Source organism: Arthrobacter sp. AQ5-05 (genome assembly GCF_003287975.1).
Classification (GTDB): domain Bacteria; phylum Actinomycetota; class Actinomycetes; order Actinomycetales; family Micrococcaceae; genus Paeniglutamicibacter.
This window is the reverse complement of record NZ_QMKQ01000001.1, coordinates 316,797-333,110: the sequence shown is the minus strand read 5'-3', so window position 1 is coordinate 333,110 and position 16,314 is coordinate 316,797. Positions and strand designations below refer to the sequence as shown.

Genomic DNA, 16,314 nt, shown 5'->3' with positions numbered 1-16,314 from the left:
GCATAGGAGGTGCATCCGTTTCACAACATGCTGATGGCCCGATCCGTCGGAGAGACGGGGGCCGGAAGGCGGGTTTCGCCCATCAGGTATTTGTCCACGGCCGCGGCACAGGATCGTCCCTCGGCTATGGCCCACACGATCAGGGATTGTCCGCGTCCGGCATCGCCTGCCGCGAACACCCCCGGGGTGTTGGTCATGTAGTAACCATCGCGGGCGACGCTGCCCCGGTCATCAAACTCGGTGTTGGCCTGTTCCAGGAAGCCGGCCTGCTCGGGTCCGGTGAACCCCAGGGCCAGGAAGACCAGATCCGCGGGAATAACCCGCTCGGTGCCCGGCTTCGGAAGGCGCTGACCGTCAATAAATTCGGTCTCTGCCACAGTAACACCCATCACGCTCCCGTGCTCACCTGTGAAGTTGACCGTGGCGGCCAAATACGTCCGCTCGCCGCCTTCCTCGTGCGCCGACTGGACCTCGAAGATGGTCGGGGCCATGGGCCAGGGCTGGTGCGCCGGACGCTCGGCCGGGGGCTGCGAACCGATGGCCAGGGTCGTCACGGAGGCCGCTCCCTGGCGGGTTGCGGTGCCCAGGCAATCGGCCCCGGTGTCGCCGCCGCCGAGGATCACCACGTGTTTGCCGGCGGCATCGATCCGCAGGTTTTCACGTTCGCCGGCAACCACCTGGTTCGAATCCACCAGGTAGTCCATGGCGAAGTGGACCCCTTCGAGCTCGCGCCCTGGGACCGGCAAATCGCGCGGCACGGTGGCGCCCGTGGCCACGATCACCGCGTCATAGAGCCTGTTCAGGGCGTCGAATTCGATATCGGTGCCCACCGAGACTCCGGTGCGGAACACGGTTCCCTCGGCTTCCATCTGGGCCAGCCGCGTCTCCAAGACGTCCCTGCCCATCTTGAAGTCCGGGATGCCGTAGCGCAGCAGTCCGCCGATCTTCTCATCGCGCTCGTACACCGCCACGGTGTGCCCGGCGCGGGTCAGCTGCTGGGCCGCGGCCAAGCCCGCGGGGCCCGAGCCGATCACGGCGATGCGCTTGTCGGTGTGGCGCACGGCCAGCACCGGCTCGAGCCCGCCGGAGGCAATCAGGGTGTCGGCGATTTCGACCTCGACCTGCTTGATTGTTACGGCCGGCTGGCTGATGCCCAGCACGCAGGAGGACTCGCAGGGGGCCGGGCACAGCCGCCCGGTGAACTCCGGGAAGTTGTTGGTCGCGTGCAGGCGCTCGGCGGCCTCGGCCATCCGGCCCTCGTGGACCAGCGCGTTCCACTCCGGGATGAGGTTGCCCAGCGGGCAGCCGTTGTGGCAGAAGGGAACCCCGCAGTCCATGCAGCGTCCGGCCTGCTTTTTCAGCACGCCGGCGTCTTGCCTGGCAGTTACCTCGCGGTAGTCCATGATGCGCACCGAGACGGGGCGCTTGGGCACGGTGACGCGTTCGCGCACCTCCAGGAATCCACGTGGATTAGCCACGGGTCACCTCCAAAATCCTGTTCCAGACGGTTGCTGAATCGGGGTCGAATCCTTCATGGGCGGCAGTGTTCCGTGCCTGGGACACCGCGGCGTAGTCCCGCGGGAGCACCTTGGTGATGCGGGCCGCGGCCACCGGCCAGTCGGCCAGCAGGCTGGAGGCCAGTGCGGAGCCGGTGTGGGCCACGTGCTTGCCGAGCAGTTCCCTGATGAGTGCGCAGTCCGCCTCGTCGGGTCCGGAGAGCAACAGGTCCTCGTTGGCCACGGCCAGCGGATTCAGCGCCGCCGTGTCCAGGTCCAGCACGTAGGCCGTTCCCCCGGACATGCCGGCGGCGAAATTCCGCCCGGTGGGCCCCAGGACCAGGGCGGTTCCCCCGGTCATGTATTCGCAACCGTGGTCGCCGATGCCCTCGACCACCGCGGTGGCGCCGGAGTTGCGCACGGCGAAGCGTTCGCCCACCAGCCCGGCGATGAACAGTTCGCCGCTGGTGGCGCCGTAGCCGATGACGTTTCCGGCGATCACCTGCTCGGCCGGATTGAAGCCGGAGCGTGCATCGGCGCGCACGGAAATCCGTCCGCCGGACAGGCCCTTGCCGACGTAGTCGTTGGCGTCCCCGACCAGATCCAGCGCAATGCCGGCGGGCAGGAACGCACCCAGCGACTGGCCGGCGTGCCCGCGCAGGGTGACAGCGATGGTCCCTTCCGCCAGCTCGTCCGTGCCGAAGGTGCGGGTGACGTGGTGGCCGAGCATGGTGCCCACCGACCGGTCGGTGTTCTTGATGGCGAGGTCAAGGACGACCTTTTCGCGGCGTTCCAGGGCAGGTGCCGCGGCGGCAACGAGCTGGTTGTCGAAGTGCTTGTCCAGTCCGTGGTCCTGGGACCCGGTGCGCGAACGCGCCGCCCCGGGCTTGGAGCCGTCGGTGTTGAAGATCTTTTCCAGGTGCAGCCCGGCGGTCTTCCAATGGCCCACCGCGGCGCGGGTGTCCAGCAGCTCCGCCTGGCCGATGGCCTCCTCGAGGGTCGCGAAGCCGAGTTCCGCCAGGATCTCGCGGACCTCCTGGGCGAGGAACTCGAAGAAGTTCACCACGTGGTCGACCTGGCCGGTGAAGCGCGCGCGCAGCTCGGGGTTCTGCGTGGCCACGCCGACCGGGCAGGTGTCCAGGTGGCAGACGCGCATCATGATGCAGCCGGCGACCACCAGCGGGGCGGTGGCAAATCCGTACTCCTCGGCGCCCAGCAGCGCGGCGATCACCACGTCGCGGCCGGTCTTCAGCTGCCCGTCGACCTGCACGGTGACGCGTTCGCGCAACCCGTTGAGCATCAGCGTCTGCTGGGTCTCGGCCAGGCCGAGCTCCCAGGGCACGCCCGCATGCTTGAGCGAGTTCAGCGGGGAGGCGCCGGTGCCGCCGTCGTGGCCGGATACCAGCACCACGTCGGCCTTGGCCTTGGTGACCCCGGCCGCGACGGTGCCGATGCCGACCTCCGAGACCAGCTTCACGTGGACGCGGGCACTCGGGTTGGAGCACTTGGCGTCGTGGATCAGCTGGGCCAGGTCCTCGATCGAATAGATGTCGTGGTGCGGCGGCGGGGAAATCAGGCCCACGCCCGGGGTGGAGTGGCGGGTGCGGGCCACCCATGGGTAGACCTTGTTGGCCATCAGCTGGCCGCCCTCCCCGGGCTTGGCGCCCTGGGCCATCTTGATCTGCAGGTCATCGGCGTGCGTGAGGTACATGCTGGTGACCCCGAAGCGTCCCGAGGCGATCTGCTTGACCGCGGAACGGCGCTCCGGATCCAGCAGCCGGTCCACGTCCTCGCCGCCCTCGCCGGTGTTGGACTTGCCGCCCAGCCGGTTCATGGCGCGGGCCAGGGTCTCGTGCGCCTCGGCGGAGATCGAGCCGTAGCTCATGGCCCCGGTCGCGAAGCGCTTGACAATTTCGGAGACCGGCTCGACCTGGTCGATGTCGAGGGGCGTGCGTTCGCCGGTCTTGAAGTCCAGCAGCCCGCGCAGCGTCATCAGGCCCTTGGCCTGGTCGTCGACGCCCTGGGTGTACTTCTTGAAGATGTCGTAGCGGCGTTCGCGGGTGGCGTGCTGCAGCCGGAAAATGGTCTCCGGGTTGAACAGGTGCGGCGGGCCCTCGCGGCGCCACTGGTATTCCCCGCCGGTCTCCAGTACGCGATGCGCGTCGGGGTTCAGGTCCGCCGGGTATGCGGCGGCGTGGCGCATCGCGGTTTCGGTGGCGATGATGTCCAGGCCCACTCCCCCGAGTTGCGAGGAGGTGCCGGTGAAGTACTGGTCGACCACACGCTGGGACAGGCCCAGGGCCTCGAAGGTCTGGGCGCCGCAGTAGGAGGCCACGGTGGAGATGCCCATCTTGGACATGATCTTCAGCAGGCCCTTGCCCAGCGCCTTGATCAGGTTGGTCTGTGCCCTGGCCGGGGTCACGTCGCCGAGCTCGCCCTGGGTGGCCATTTCCTCCACGGATTCCAGGGCCAGATAGGGGTTGATGGCCGAGGCGCCGTAGCCCACGAGCACTGCCACGTGGTGCACCTCGCGCACGTCCCCGGCCTCGATGACCAGGGAGGTCTTGGTGCGGTTGGCACTCTTGAGCAGGTGGTGGTGCACCGCGGAGGTGAGCAGCAGCGACGGGATCGGCGCCCACTGGGCGTTGGAGTCGCGGTCCGAGAGCACAACGAACTTCACGCCGCGGTTGATGGCGGCGGAGACCTTCTCGCAGATCTCCTGCAGGCGGGCGCGCAGTTCGGATTCCCCGCCCTCGGGGCGGTAGAGCCCGCGGACCTTCAGGGCGACCTTGGCGCCGGATTCGTCGCGGATGTTGGCGATCTTGGCCAGGTCGTCGTTGGTGATCACCGGGTAGTCCAGGGACACCTGCCGGGCGTCGACCTTGCCGGTGGCCAGCAGGTTCCCGTCCGGGCCGATGCTGGTGCCCAGGGAGGTGACAAGTTCCTCGCGGATGGAATCCAGCGGCGGGTTGGTGACCTGGGCGAAGGACTGGGTGAAGTAGTCGAAGAGCAGGCGGGAGCGCTCCGAGAGCACCGCGACGGGGGTGTCGGTGCCCATGGCGCCAAGCGGCTCGGCTCCGGCCGAAGCCATGGGGGCAAGCAGGATGCGCAATTCCTCGGTGGTGTAGCCGAAGGTGCGCTGGCGGATCTGCACGGAGGCGGAGTTGTGCTTGACGTGCTCGAGGTCCGGCAGGTCGGCGAGGCTGATCTTGTTCTCGCTGACCCACTGGGCCCACGGGGCGGAGGCGGCGACCTGCGACTTGATTTCGGCATCGTCGATGATGCGTCCGGCCTCGGTGTCGATGAGGAACATCTTGCCCGGGGCGACGCGGCCCTTGGCGGAGATCTGCTCGGGGGCCAGGTCGATGACGCCGACCTCGGAGGCCAGCACGACCAGCCCGTCGGTGGTGATCCAGTAGCGGGCCGGGCGCAGCCCGTTGCGGTCAAGCACCGCGCCGACCTGCTTGCCGTCGGTGAAGGAGACCGCGGCCGGCCCGTCCCACGGTTCCATGAGCATGGAGTTGTATTCGTAGAAGGCGCGGCGGTCCGCATCCATGGTGGCGTGGTTTTCCCAGGCCTCGGGGATCATCATCATGATGGCCTGGGCCACGGGGCGGCCGGAGAGCACCAGCAGTTCGGCCACCTCGTCGAAGGATGCGGAATCGGAGGCGCCGGGGCTGCAGATCGGGAAAAGTTCCTCGGGGACCTCGCCCAGCAGCGCTGAGGCAAGCTGGGACTGGCGGGCGCGCATCCAGTTGCGGTTGCCCTTGACTGTGTTGATCTCGCCGTTGTGGGCGATGGTGCGGAAGGGCTGGGCCAGGGGCCAGGAGGGGAAGGTGTTGGTGGAGAAGCGCGAGTGCACGATGCCGAAGCGCGAGGCGAAGCGGGTGTCGGACAGATCCGGGTAGAAGCCGGTGAGCTGCTCGGTGGAGAGCATGCCCTTGTAGACCATGGTCGCGGAGGAGAGCGAGGGGAAGTACACCCCGAACTTGTTTTGGGCGCGCTTGCGGATGCGGAAGACCCGGGCGTCAAGGTCTGCTTCGTGTTCGGTGGCGGCACCCAGGAAGAGCTGGGAGAAGTAGGGCATGCTGCCCAGGGCCGTGGCGCCGATGGACTCGGTGTTCACCGGCACGTCGCGCCAGCCAAGAACCGTCAGGCCTTCCTCGGCGGCGAGTTCCTCCAGGGCTGTGACGGCGGCGTTGCGCTGCGCGGTCTCCTGCGGGAGGAAGGCGGTCCCGGCGGCGTAGCGGCCGGGGGCGGGAAGGGTGAAGCCGGTGACCGCGCGGAAGAAAGCGTCGGGGATCTGGGTGAGGATGCCGGCTCCGTCGCCGGTTCCGGCGTCGGCGCCCACGGCGCCGCGGTGTTCGAGGCGGCGCAGCGCCTCGAGGGCCTGCTCCACGATCTGGTGGCTGGCCTCTTTTGTCAGCGTGGCAATGACCGCCAGGCCGCACGCGTCTTTTTCGTTTGCCGGATCGTAGAGTCCCTGTGCTGCCGGGATGTCGGCAAACCTGGTGTAGGGCGAGGAAATCTCCTCGCCCTGATGCGGTGAGGCATTGAGTTGGACTCCGGTCATGCTCATGAGTTGTCCCTTTCTCGGTGTGTGGGCGGCGGGTCTGGTTTCTTCGGACAACGGTGGCCGAGTGGGTTTTTGGGTTCGCGAATCGGTGCCCCGCTGGGGGCTTGGTGTGGGGTGTGGGTGTGGCACCGGTGATGCGGGCGCGGCAACCGTGTGTTCCAGCCGGTGGGCGGGCCGCGGGTCGTGCGCTTCCACGTCATTGTGGTTGCCGGCAGCATCGGGTGCGGATGGGGGTGGGTGTTCCGAGCCCGGCCGTGCTGCCACAGTGAAAAAAGAGTAGCACCGGCATGTTTCGGATTTATACGTGCTTTTGTTTCCAACAGTTTTCGCGGTCACTACGAACCCGTTGCTGACGTGGCACTTTTGGGTTTCCTGAAAGTTTCGTCGTAACGCGAAAAGGCCCCCTTCATATTTCCCCACGTGGTGCGGAGTCAATGAAAGGGGCCTTCCCGGTAATCCCGTGCGGGCCGGGGGATCGAACCTAGGAGGCAGGTCCGTCGGCGGGCGGTTTCTGCTCGTCCTGCGGCTTGGAGCCCTCCTTCGTGGGCCCTTCCGCCTCCGGGGTCCCGGCGGCGACTTCGATCTTGTGTTCCCGGCCCTTGAGGTAGACCCCGGGATCCGGCAGCGGGCGCAGGCGGGTGAGCACGAAGACCAGCCCGATGATGCCCATGACGATCATGACGATGGCCAGCCACATGTGCACACGCAACCCGATGCCCAGGATGGTGATGGTGTCGGCGGCGTCGATGCGCATGGTTTCCATGATGGTCCGGCCAATGCCGTACCAGGTGATGTAGGCCCAGAACATGGCCCCGCGGCGTAGCTTGAACTTGCGGTCAAGTGCGAGCAGCAGGAAGACCCCGGCCACGTTCCACAGCGACTCGTAGAGGAAGGTCGGCTGGAACAGGGTTCCGGCCGGCAGCCCCGGGGGGAAGTTGTAGCTGTTCGGGTCGATTTCCAGGCCCCACGGCAGCGTGGTTGGCTTCCCGAAGAGTTCCTGGTTGAACCAGTTGCCCCAGCGGCCGAAGGCCTGGGCCAGCAGCACGCCCGGGACCGCGGCGTCCAGGAACGCCGAGAGGCGCACCCCGGCACGGCGGCAGGCGATCCAGGCACCGAGGGAGCCCAGCGAGATGGCACCCATGATGCCAAGCCCGCCGGCCCAGATCTGCGGGATCTCCGAAAGGTGGGCCGACTGCCCCTGGAGGCCGAAGTAGTACTCCGGGTCCGTGACCAGCACGTGGTAGAGGCGTCCGCCGACGATGCCGAAGGGGATCGCCCAGATGCAGATGTCCCAGACCACGTCCTCCGGCCCGCCCTTGGCCCGCCAGCGCCGCGAGGCGATCCACATGGCGGCAACGATGCCGATCATGATGCAGATCGCGTAGGCGTGGATGGTCAGCGGGCCGATGGAGAACTTCGAGAACTCGGACGGCGGGCTCGGGATCGAGGCCAGGATGTTGGTTCCGGCCGCGGCCAGCGGCATCATGCGCTCACTGCCCGCCCGCTGAGTTCCGCGGTCAGCTTGGCAACCGCGTCCACTCCCCCGTCGCCGAGGGCCGCGACCAGCGCGGTGCCCACGATGACGCCGTCGGAGTAGGCACCGATTTCTTCCACGTGCTTGCGCTGCGAGACGCCAAGGCCCACGCAGGCGTTTTCGGCGCCTGCGGCGTGGGCCGCGGCGACCACGGCGGCTGCGGCGTCGGAGACCTCGGCGCGGGCGCCGGTGACGCCCATGACCGAGACGCAGTAGACGAAGCCGCGGCTGGCGGCCACGGTGGCTTTCATGCGGGCCTCGGTAGAGGACGGAGCGACCAGGAAGACGCGGTCAAGGCCGTACTTGTCGGAGGCTTCCATCCACTCGGCGGCCTCGTCGGGGACCAGGTCCGGGGTGATCAGTCCGGCGCCGCCGGCCTCGGCAAGGCGGCGGGAGAACTCGTCCACGCCCATGCGCAGCACCGGGTTCCAGTAGGTCATGACCATGACCGTTGCCGAGCAGCGGGAGGTGATGCCCTTGATGATGTCGAACACCTGGGCGACCTTGAAGCCCTGGGCCAGCGATTGGACCGTGGCGTCCTGGATGACCGAGCCGTCCATCACGGGGTCCGAGTACGGGATGCCGACTTCGATGATGTCGGCACCGTTCTCGGCCATGGCAACGGCAGCGTCAATGGTGCCCTGCACGTCGGGGAAACCGGCGGGCAGGTAGCAGATCAGTGCCGGGCGGCCTTCGGCGCGGGCGGCCGCGATGGCTGCGCCGCTCTTTGATACGGGGCTCACTTGGCATCCTTCGCTTTGCTGTCGATGAGGTTGAACCATTCGGCGGCGGTTCCGACATCCTTGTCGCCGCGCCCCGAAAGGTTGGCAATGATGATGGTCTCTTCCGGCACCGCGCCGGCGGCGATCTTGCGTGCGGCGATCTTCAGCACGCCGGCCAGCGCGTGCGAGGACTCGATGGCCGGGATGATGCCTTCGGTGCGGCACAGCAGCGAGAAGGCGTCCATGGCCTCGGTGTCGGTGATCGGCTCGTAGTGCACCCGTCCGATGTCGGCGAGGTAGGCGTGCTCCGGGCCGACACCCGGGTAGTCAAGGCCGGCGGAGATCGAGTGCGATTCGATGGTCTGGCCGTCGTCGTCCTGCATCAGGTAGCTCTTGGCCCCGTGCAGCACCCCGGGCTTGCCCAGGGTGATGGTGGCGGCGTGGCGCGGGGTGTCGATGCCGTCTCCCCCGGCCTCGAAGCCGTAGAGCTCGACCTCGGCGTCGTCCAGGAAACCGTGGAAGATGCCGATGGCGTTGGAGCCGCCGCCGATGCACGCAGCAACCGCATCGGGCAGCCGGCCGGCCTGGGCGATGATCTGCTCGCGGGCCTCCTCGCCGATGACCTCGTGGAAGTAGCGGACCATGGCCGGGAACGGGTGTCCGCCGGCGGCGGTGCCCAGCAGGTAGTGGGTGGTTCCCACGTTGGCGACCCAGTCGCGCAATGCCTCGTTGATGGCGTCCTTGAGCGTCTGGGAGCCGGCGGTCACCGGGATGACGGTGGCGCCGAGCAACTGCATGCGCGCGACGTTCAAGGCCTGCCGGCGCGTGTCCTCCGCGCCCATGTAGACCACGCATTCCAGGCCCATGAGGGCCGCGGCGGTGGCCGAGGCCACGCCGTGCTGGCCCGCACCGGTCTCGGCGATGATGCGGGTCTTGCCCATGCGCTTGGCCAGCAGCGCCTGGCCCAGGACGTTGTTGATCTTGTGGCTGCCGGTGTGGTTCAGGTCCTCGCGCTTGAGGAAGACGCGCACCCCGCCGGCGGCCTCGGAGAAGCGCTTGGCCTCGGTGAGCAGCGAGGGGCGGCCCGAGTAGTTCTTGTTCAGGTCCTTGACCTGGGCGATGAACTCCGGATCGGCCTTGGCCGCCTCGAAGGTCTCGTTGAGCTCGTCCATGGCGGCAATCAGGGATTCGGGCATCCAGCGTCCGCCGTAGTCGCCGAAGTACGGGCCCGCGGCGTGGCGCAGGGAATGGGAAGGCGCGGAGGCGGGCTTGCTTTCACCCTGGTCTGGGTCACCGGTCATCGGGTTCATCTGGCGCATCCTTTTCTTGCTCAGGAATTCTTCGAGGGGGTTTGGGGGTGTTGCTTAGCGGGCGCGGGCCGGCTTGGCGGCGGTTCCGGCACCGATGAAGCGCTCGATGGCTGCACGCGGGTCGTTGTCCTTGACCAGTGCCTCGCCCACGAGGATCGCATCGGCACCGTGGCTTGCGTAGTGCTCGACATCGGCGACGTCGCGGACCCCGGATTCGGCCACGATGACGACATCCGAGGGGATGTTTTCGGCCAGGCGGGCGAAGTTGCCGCGGTCCACCTCAAGGGTCTTGAGGTTGCGCACGTTCACGCCGATGATCTTGGACCCGAGCTCCACGGCGCGGGCAATTTCTTCCTCGGTGTGCGTTTCGACCAGGGCGTTCATGCCCAGGGCGTGGGTCAGGTCGAGGAATTCGCGCAACTGCGCGTCGTCCAGGGCCGCGACGATCAGCAGCACCAGGTCCGCACCGTGGGCACGGGCCTCGTGGATCTGGTAGGCGTCGACGGTGAAGTCCTTGCGCAGCAGCGGGATGTCCACCGCGGCGCGCACCGCGTCGAGGTCGGCCAGCGAACCGCCGAAGCGGCGTTCCTCGGTCAGCACCGAGATCACCGAGGCGCCACCCGCGGCGTAGGCCCGGGCCAGGTCCGCGGGGCTGCCGATATCGGCCAGTTCCCCCTTGGAGGGAGACTTGCGCTTGACCTCGGAGATCACGCGCATCGCGGCGTCGCGTGCGCCGGGGTCGGTGTTCCCGCCCAGGGCGGCGTAGGCGTCGAGTGCCGGGGCCGCCAACGTGGCGTCGGTCTCGATTTGCGCCTGGCTCCGGATGGACCGACGGGCGTCCAGATCGATCCGGACGCCCGCGATGATTTCAGTTAGTACGCTCACGGCTAGTGCGAGTCACCCGATTTGGAACCGTTGACGCCGTAGCCGGCCTTCTTCATGATCCAGCCGACGACCAGGCCGAGCAGGACGACGCCGGAGCAGATGTACACCACGAGATGGTTGTGCGCTGCGAAGGCGATGCCGCCGGCGACGAAGCCGACCATCATGATGCCGACTGCGGCCCAGGCGGCCTTCGAGTTGCCGTGGCCGATTTCATCTGCGTGCATTGGATCGATCTGGGTGTTGGCGTTAGCCATGGTGGGAGACTCCTTCTCACCTCGTGCCAATCGGGATTGACCCCGATAAATTTCTTGTTTCCATTCTGCCATTCTTTAAGGCGATGGCATGCCATATTGCGCAGCGTGTGCGCGTCAGCCGGTGGGATCATCCCCCCGGGAGAGCGAGTCCCAGCCGGAGATCTCATCGATCTGCCCCGTCTGCCCGGCCGGCGTGGTCCCGGGCGCGGTTGCCGCGGCGTCGCGGGCGTACTTGCGCGACCCGGCCCAGTTCCGGCCGGTGATGCCCAGCAGCAACGCGCTGGCCACGAGGACGGCACCGGCCAGCACCGCGAGCCAGGGCCAGAGGGTCAGGTCGTAGTCGCCGCCGGAGGTGTTCAGCCCGGTGGCTTCACCGACCTTGGTGGCGGCGGCGAACACGGGATCGGAGAGCACCGAGATGCCGGCGCCGGCGATGCCGCCTCCGGCCAGCAGCAGGATCGCGGCGATGATGTAGCGGGCGACCTTCCCGGCGATCATCGCGGCCAGCGAGCCGGCCAGGGCGACCACGGCCAGCGCCGCCACCGCGGTGGCGGCATCGGAACCCGCGACCTCGATCAGCGGGATCTTCACGGTGCCGACCTCGGGCTGGACATTGATCCAGGTGCGGGTGCTGGTGGCCAGCGCCAGCACCGCGCCGAGCAGCCCCAGCAGCATCACGGAGCGCTTGGAACTGCGGCGGGGTTTCGTTGTGGTGCTCATGCGTTGGTGCCGTCCACTTGTGCCGGCGCCATGGTCCCGGCGGCCCAGACGGCGCGCAGGGGTGCGGCCGACTTGTTGATGGTTTCCAGTGCCTCGGCGTCCAGGTCGGAGTCCGCGACGATGCCACCGCCGGCCTGCACATAGGCGCGGTTGCCCTTGATCAGCGCGGAGCGGATGGCGATGGCCATGTCCATGTCCCCGGTGAAGTCCAGGTAGCCGACCACCCCGCCGTAGATGCCGCGGCGGTAGGGCTCGAGCTCGTCGAGCAGGGAGAGGGCGCGGGGCTTCGGGGCCCCGGAGAGCGTGCCGGCGGGGAAGGTCGCGGCGAGCACGTCGTAGCCGTCGGTGCCGGGGGTGAGCCGGCCGACCACATTGGAGACCAGGTGCATGATGTGGCTGAAGCGCTCGACCTCCATGAACTGGGTGACCTCCACCGAGCCCGGGACGCAGACCTTGGACAGGTCGTTGCGCGAGAGGTCCACCAGCATCAGGTGCTCGGCGCGTTCCTTTTCGTCGGCCAGCAGGTTCTTCTCATGCAGCGCATCGTCCTCGTAGTTGGCCCCGCGCGGGCGCGAGCCGGCGATCGGGTGGGTGACCACGTGGTCGTCGTTGACGGTGACCAACGCCTCCGGGGAGGATCCCACGATCGAGTACCCCTTGCCGTGGGCGTCCTGCAGCGAGAAGAGGTACATGTACGGGCTGGGGTTGGTGGCCCGCAGGATCCGGTACACGTCCAGCGGGTCCGCGTGGGTTTCCAGCTCGAAGCGGCGGGAGACGACCACCTGGAAGACCTCGCCGTCCACGATGGCTTCCTTGCCGCGCAGCACCGCCCGGCGGTAGGAGTCCTCGTCCCAGGAGTGGGTGACGGCATTCATCAACTCATCGGCCGGGACGTCGGTGCCCGAGAGCACCGAGACGGGGTTCTCGGCGGCCTCGCCCAGCGCGTCCAGCATCCCCCTCAGGCGGGCCACCGCATGGTCGTAGGCGCCGTCGACGCCCTCGGTGGTGCCGTTGAAGTTGATGGCGTTGGCAATCAGCGTCAGGGTGCCGTCGGTGTTGTCGTGCACGGCCATGTCGCCGACCAGGTTCATGGCCAGCTCCGGCAGGTGCAGGTCGTCGGCCGGCGGGTTGGGCAGCTTTTCCCAGTGCCGCACCGCTTCCCAGCCGATGAAGCCGACCATGCCGCTGGTCAGCGGCGGCAGCCCGTCCAGCGGTTCGGTGCGCAGTGCCCTGACGGTGTCGCGCAGGACCTCGACCGGGTTCCCCTCGGTGGGCATGCCCGCCGGCGGGGTGCCCAGCCAGTGCGCCTTGCCCTCGAGGGTGGTCAGGGTGGCCGGCGAGTTCACGCCGATGAAGGAGTAGCGCGACCACACTCCCCCGGCGGCCGCGGATTCCATCAGGAAGGTTCCGGGGCGGCCGTCCGCCAGCCGGCGGTAGATGGAGATGGGTGTCAGCGCGTCGGCCAGCACCCTCATGCTTACGGGGATGACGCGGCGTTCCGCGGCGAGCGCGCGGAATTGCTCGCGGGTGGGGGTCAGGGCGCCGAGAGCTTGCATGAGCGAAGAATGGTCCTTGCGTGTACGGAAAATGGAGCGGGGGTGGGTCAGGAAACGCGGCGGCCCACGACGGCGGGGAGGTTGCGCCCGTCGAAGCAGGTGTGCGTCCCGGTGTGGCAGGCGGCGCCGATCTGGTCGACGACCACGAGCAGTGCGTCGCCGTCGCAGTCAAGGGCCACGGAGCGGACCAGCTGGGAGTTCCCGGAGGTGTCGCCCTTGCGCCAGTACTCCTTGCGCGAGCGGGACCAGAAGGTCACCCGCCCGGTGGTCAGGGTGCGGCGAAGTGCCTCCTCGTCCATCCAACCGAGCATCAGCACCTCCCCGGTGCCATGCTGCTGGATGATGGCGGCCACCAATCCGGCGTCGTCCTTCTTCAGGGCGGCGGAAATCTGGGCGGACAATTTCCCGTCAACGGAGGCGGGAGCGGCGAAGGCTGGGTTCTGCGACATCCACACCAGTCTAGTGCCACGGACACCAAAACATGGGCCAAACCACGTGGGCGCGACTCCCGGTGACGATTTGGCCACAGAAGCCGCGACCCGGGAGCGACACAGGGGCTCCAAGTGCCCCCGAACGTGTTAGTTTCGAAGTGATGCATTTCGTACCAGCCTCGCGTGAAGTATTGGCCGAAGTCCTGCTGGCGGCAGGGCCAACGGCCCCCACCCTGTGCGCAGGATGGGAGACCCGGCACCTGGCCGCGCACCTGGTGCTGCGGGAACAGTCGCTGCTGGCCGCGGGCCTGGTCCTGAAGCCCCTGGCACACCGCATGGAGGTCGAACTTTCCCGACGCGCCGACCGCGCCCTGGACCGCAACGCCTATGCCTCGATCGTCAACGAATTCAAGGCCGGCGCCCCGAGGATCTCCCCGCTGTCAGTGCCCCGCATGGACCATGCCGCGAACCTCTCCGAGTTCTTCATCCACACCGAGGACGTCCGCCGTGCGGGCGACCGCTGGGTTCCGCGTGCGCTCGATGCGAAGTACGAGGACCTTTTGTGGAACGACCTGGTGCGCCGGGCAGCACACTACTACCGCGGTGTAGATGTCGGGATCATCCTGGTGCTGCCCGATGGCCGGCGCCACGTGGCGCGCAAGTCCAGCACCTCGGTGGCCATCACCGGGCGCGCGGGCGAGCTGTTGCTGCATGCCTCCGGACGCCGCGAAGAGGCCCTGGTGACGTTCGAGGGCGCCCGGGAAGCCATCGCCCTGCTGTCGGTCTCGCTCTAGCAGGGGCCCTGGGCTGCGGGGGCCTAGATCTCCGTGTAGGCCCCGGCCGCAAGCCCGCCACCTGCCACCACATGGATTGCGGCCAGGATGCGCCCGACCGGATTCGACCCGATGGCAGCCGGCTCCACTGCCGCAGGCAGGATCGCAGCGGCCCTCCACGTTGTTCCTTCACGCAGGACCGATGCCGGTTCGCCATTGACAGTCAGCCGGATCGCGGCGCACTCCGGGGCCCGGATGCCACCTTCAAGAAACACGTGTCGGGCACCCTCGTTGTAGTTTCCGGTGTCCAGCCGTGCCGTGATGGATACTTCCGGCGATTCGTTCCCTTCGACCGCCTGGATACCCGACCAGTTCCGGTCCCCGGGCAGTTCGGGGGCAAGCGCCGGCGCCCTGCGCATCGTGCCCGCATGTTCAAAGGCCCAGCCCCATCCGAGGATCATGTTGTCCGCATATGCGGGACCGGCGAACGTCAGTCCCACCGGCATGCCGATGTCGTCCATCGTTCCCATGGCCACGGTGATGGACGGGATGCCGAAGTGGCGCATCGCGTAGTTGCCGTTGGAGAAGAAGATCCCGTTTTCCCAAGCCTTGTCGGCGGCCTCCTTGTCGATGTCTGCGGTGGCGGCACCGACATCGGAGTTGGCAGGGAAGAGCACCCCGTCGAGGTTGTGCTCGGTCAGCCAGTCCTCGAAGAGTTCCTTGCGCAGGGATTCAAGTGCCTTGAGCCCGGCCGCGAATCGCGGAAGGTCCGCCAGTTCGGGCAACCCGTCCGCGGCCATGGCCACCACGTCGCGATACCGGTTCTCGTAGTCCTCGACCTCGTCGTAGCGGTCGGGCAACGACCCCGCGGGCGCGGGGAAGATCTTGGCGTGGTCGACATCGGCCAGGCGGTTCAGTGCCGGATCGTTGTTTTCGCGCAGGAACGTGTCCCAGCCGTGGGCGAGGATCTCGTTGAATTCGATGTCCATCCATCCCTCGGGCAGCACGCCGAGGGCGCCGAGCTGTTCTCCGCCCGGGGTGTCGCCCTCGTATTTCTCGATGACGGGGAATTCGACCTCGACGACCCTGGCCCCGAGCTCCTCGAGCCGCTTGCGGGCGGCCTCCCAGAGCGCCAGCACGCTGGGGCGCACGCGGATCGGGAACTCCGGGTCCTGCCCCAGGTACATCCGCGGCACCCCGAAGCGCTTGCCCCTCAACGCCTCGGCATCGGCAAGCGTTGCGTAGCTTTCGGGGCGCACGGACGAGGCGGCGGGGAGCTCGACGGACTTTTGGTCGCGCCAGAAGTCACCCGTGGTCTTGGGATCGTCGGCGACGATCACGTCGAGCAGGCGGAACATGTCGTCCATGGAACGGGTGTGCGGGACCACGACGTCGCGCGTCGGGAACAGCGGCCAGTTGCCGCGGATCGAGATGACCCCGCGCGAGGGAGTGTAGGCGCACAGCCCGTTGTTGGAGGCGGGGCTGCGGCCCGAGGACACCGTCTCCTCCCCCATGCCAAAGACCCCCATGCTGGCAGCGGTGGCGACCGCCGAGCCGTTGGACGAGCCCGATGCATAGGCCGCGGCGAGGTAGTTGGTGTTGTAGGGGCTTTCGGCACGTCCGTAGAGCCCGCGCTGCATGCCGCCGTCGGCCATGGGAGGCATGTTGGTCTTGCCCAGCAGCACGCCCCCGGCCTCTCGGATGCGAGCCACGGTGAAGGCGTCGTCCTGTGCCACCAGGTCCTTGAAAGCCGGCGAACCGGAGGCCACGGTGAGCCCGGCAACCATGTAGCTGTCCTTGACGGTGAAGGGAACACCCTCCAGGGAACCGGCTTCCCCGGACTTGCGGCGGCGGTCGGATGCGGCGGCCTCCGCAAAGACGTTGGGGTTCAGCACGGCCATGGCGTTGAGCCGCACCGTGGACCTGTCGAAGCGCCCGATGCGGGCCAGGTGGGCCGCAACCAGCTCGACGGCGGTCACGGTGCCTGTCTCGAGGGCATGCAGCACGTCGTCGGTCGAGGTTTCGTGGATGCTGAACGGCAAGGCCATGGGTGGATT

Annotated in this window: 12 protein-coding genes; 1 reads left to right on the top strand and 11 read right to left on the bottom strand. The window is 67.9% G+C overall.

All coding sequences use genetic code 11. The annotated features are described in order from the left end of the window. Nucleotides 1–20: 20 nt before the first annotated feature. From DQ353_RS01610 to hisI, 10 genes are all read right to left on the bottom strand, one after another. Complete coding sequence (locus DQ353_RS01610; RefSeq protein WP_113761038.1) at nt 21–1,478, bottom strand: glutamate synthase subunit beta; 1,458 nt, start codon at nt 1,476–1,478, stop codon at nt 21–23. Further along, nucleotides 1,471–6,075, bottom strand: coding sequence for a glutamate synthase large subunit (gltB, locus tag DQ353_RS01605; RefSeq protein ID WP_113761037.1), 4,605 nt, complete (start codon nt 6,073–6,075; stop codon nt 1,471–1,473). The genes DQ353_RS01610 and gltB overlap by 8 nt, the downstream gene beginning before the upstream one ends. Before the next feature lie 478 nt (nt 6,076–6,553). Next, on the bottom strand, nt 6,554–7,558 hold the full coding sequence (gene lgt, locus DQ353_RS01600) for a prolipoprotein diacylglyceryl transferase (protein WP_286166544.1): 1,005 nt from the start codon (nt 7,556–7,558) through the stop codon (nt 6,554–6,556). After that, nucleotides 7,555–8,349 (bottom strand): tryptophan synthase subunit alpha, encoded by a 795-nt coding sequence (gene trpA, locus DQ353_RS01595; RefSeq protein ID WP_502696361.1) that lies wholly within the window; start codon nt 8,347–8,349, stop codon nt 7,555–7,557. Before trpA ends, lgt begins: the two co-directional genes overlap by 4 nt. Continuing rightward, nucleotides 8,346–9,629, bottom strand: coding sequence for a tryptophan synthase subunit beta (trpB, locus tag DQ353_RS01590; protein ID WP_286166560.1), 1,284 nt, complete (start codon nt 9,627–9,629; stop codon nt 8,346–8,348). Before trpB ends, trpA begins: the two co-directional genes overlap by 4 nt. A 63-nt stretch (nt 9,630–9,692) precedes the next feature. Beyond that, nucleotides 9,693–10,523, bottom strand: coding sequence for an indole-3-glycerol phosphate synthase TrpC (gene trpC, locus DQ353_RS01585; protein ID WP_113761034.1), 831 nt, complete (start codon nt 10,521–10,523; stop codon nt 9,693–9,695). A gap of 2 nt (nt 10,524–10,525) precedes the next feature. Continuing rightward, nucleotides 10,526–10,777 carry an HGxxPAAW family protein gene (locus DQ353_RS01580; RefSeq protein WP_113761033.1) on the bottom strand — a complete coding sequence of 84 codons (252 nt, stop codon included), beginning with the start codon at nt 10,775–10,777 and terminating at the stop codon, nt 10,526–10,528. 114 nt (nt 10,778–10,891) lie between these two features. After that, the gene (locus DQ353_RS01575) at nt 10,892–11,497 is read right to left on the bottom strand and encodes a Trp biosynthesis-associated membrane protein (RefSeq protein WP_113761032.1); all 606 of its coding nucleotides are present in this window, start codon (nt 11,495–11,497) and stop codon (nt 10,892–10,894) included. Then, nucleotides 11,494–13,053 (bottom strand): anthranilate synthase component I, encoded by a 1,560-nt coding sequence (locus DQ353_RS01570; protein WP_113761031.1) that lies wholly within the window; start codon nt 13,051–13,053, stop codon nt 11,494–11,496. The genes DQ353_RS01575 and DQ353_RS01570 overlap by 4 nt, the downstream gene beginning before the upstream one ends. 47 nt (nt 13,054–13,100) lie before the next feature. After that, nucleotides 13,101–13,502, bottom strand: a complete 402-nt coding sequence (gene hisI, locus DQ353_RS01565) for a phosphoribosyl-AMP cyclohydrolase (protein ID WP_113761030.1) — start codon at nt 13,500–13,502, stop codon at nt 13,101–13,103. Nucleotides 13,503–13,645: 143 nt separating this feature from the next. On the opposite strand from hisI, the gene DQ353_RS01560 reads away from it, so the two are divergent. After that, entirely contained in the window at nt 13,646–14,278 is a 633-nt protein-coding gene (locus tag DQ353_RS01560; RefSeq protein WP_113761029.1) for a TIGR03085 family metal-binding protein, read from the top strand. Between the two features lie 23 nt (nt 14,279–14,301). On the opposite strand, the gene DQ353_RS01555 is transcribed toward DQ353_RS01560, so the two are convergent. Next, nucleotides 14,302–16,305: an amidase gene (locus DQ353_RS01555; RefSeq protein ID WP_113761028.1), complete on the bottom strand. Its 2,004-nt coding sequence runs from the start codon at nt 16,303–16,305 to the stop codon at nt 14,302–14,304. Between the last annotated feature and the right edge of the window lie 9 nt (nt 16,306–16,314).

Excerpts from the sequence above, each read along its gene's own strand:
- gltB (WP_113761037.1), bottom strand. The coding sequence starts at position 6,075 with ATGAGCATGACCGGAGTCCAACTCAATGCCTCACCGCATCAGGGCGAG.
- lgt (WP_286166544.1), bottom strand. The coding sequence starts at position 7,558 with ATGATGCCGCTGGCCGCGGCCGGAACCAACATCCTGGCCTCGATCCCG.
- trpB (WP_286166560.1), bottom strand. The coding sequence starts at position 9,629 with ATGACCGGTGACCCAGACCAGGGTGAAAGCAAGCCCGCCTCCGCGCCT.
- DQ353_RS01580 (WP_113761033.1), bottom strand. The coding sequence starts at position 10,777 with ATGGCTAACGCCAACACCCAGATCGATCCAATGCACGCAGATGAAATC.
- DQ353_RS01575 (WP_113761032.1), bottom strand. The coding sequence starts at position 11,497 with ATGAGCACCACAACGAAACCCCGCCGCAGTTCCAAGCGCTCCGTGATG.
- DQ353_RS01570 (WP_113761031.1), bottom strand. The coding sequence starts at position 13,053 with ATGCAAGCTCTCGGCGCCCTGACCCCCACCCGCGAGCAATTCCGCGCG.
- hisI (WP_113761030.1), bottom strand. The coding sequence starts at position 13,502 with ATGTCGCAGAACCCAGCCTTCGCCGCTCCCGCCTCCGTTGACGGGAAA.
- DQ353_RS01560 (WP_113761029.1), top strand. The coding sequence starts at position 13,646 with ATGCATTTCGTACCAGCCTCGCGTGAAGTATTGGCCGAAGTCCTGCTG.
- DQ353_RS01555 (WP_113761028.1), bottom strand. The coding sequence starts at position 16,305 with ATGGCCTTGCCGTTCAGCATCCACGAAACCTCGACCGACGACGTGCTG.